Below are 1,009 nucleotides of genomic sequence, written 5' to 3'. Positions count from 1 at the left end.
TGCTCGCATTAGAAGACACGACCACACTAATTTATAAACATTCCTCCATTCGAGATGATTTGGGTCATGTCGGACGAGGAGCAAAACAACGAGGCTTGTTAGCTCATAGCGTATTACTGTTTGCGCCAGACACAAAGCAAGTTGTGGGATTAATTGAACAGTCTCGCTGGAGTCGTGATATCAACACGATTGGAAAAAGAGAAAAACACGCGACGACTTCTTACGAAGAAAAAGAAAGTTACAAGTGGGAGTCAGCGTCACGAGCGATGGCAGAGCGGCTGCAAGGACAAATGGCGAACGTGATATCGGTGTGTGACCGCGAAGCGGACATCTACGAATACTTGCAGTATAAACTGACCGAGCAGCAACGATTCGTCGTACGCTCGATGCAAAGTCGTCATATTGAAGAAGGTGAGGATAAGCTCTATGCGTTTGCAAGCGAGCTGATGAGTGCAGGCACCAAACACATCCACATTGCACAAAAAGGAGGAAGAAAAGCCCGAAGCGCAACACTGGATATCACCTATGCGCCAGTGACACTCAAAGCGCCTTACAATAAGAAAGGACGCTCCCTCCCAGTTTACTATGTCGGCAGTGCAGAGAGAGGAAACGCTGAGAACGGCTTAAGCTGGCACCTATTAACCAGTGAACCAGTCACCAGCAAAGAAGACGCCTTAGCTATCATCAGCTACTATGAGCACCGTTGGCTTGTAGAGGAATACCATAAAGTCTGGAAAAGTGATGGCACGGATATCGAAAGTTTACGCCTTCAAAGCCAAGATAACATGGAAAGATTGGTGACGATTAATGGCTTTATTGCGACGCGAATATTGCAACTAAAGTTCACCAATGAGCAGCCTGATTCTCCAAGTTGTGAACAACTGTTATCTCCCAAAGCATGGAAGTTATTGTGGTTAAAGAGAATAAAAACACCATTGCCTGAAACTGCTCCAAATATGTCATGGGCGTATCAGGAACTGGCAAAGTTAGGAGGCTGGAAAGATACCAA

General features: G+C 45.9%; 1 protein-coding gene. It reads left to right on the top strand.

From position 1 onward, the window contains the following. A partial coding sequence (locus QL998_RS20655; protein ID WP_290193397.1) for an IS4 family transposase occupies nucleotides 1-1,009 on the top strand: 1,009 nt, incomplete at both ends.

Origin of the sequence: Pseudoalteromonas sp. APC 3691 (assembly GCF_030408135.1) — a bacterium.
Classification (GTDB): domain Bacteria; phylum Pseudomonadota; class Gammaproteobacteria; order Enterobacterales; family Alteromonadaceae; genus Pseudoalteromonas.
The sequence above is the reverse complement of the archived record's forward strand: the minus strand, read 5'-3'. Positions and strand labels throughout refer to the sequence as shown.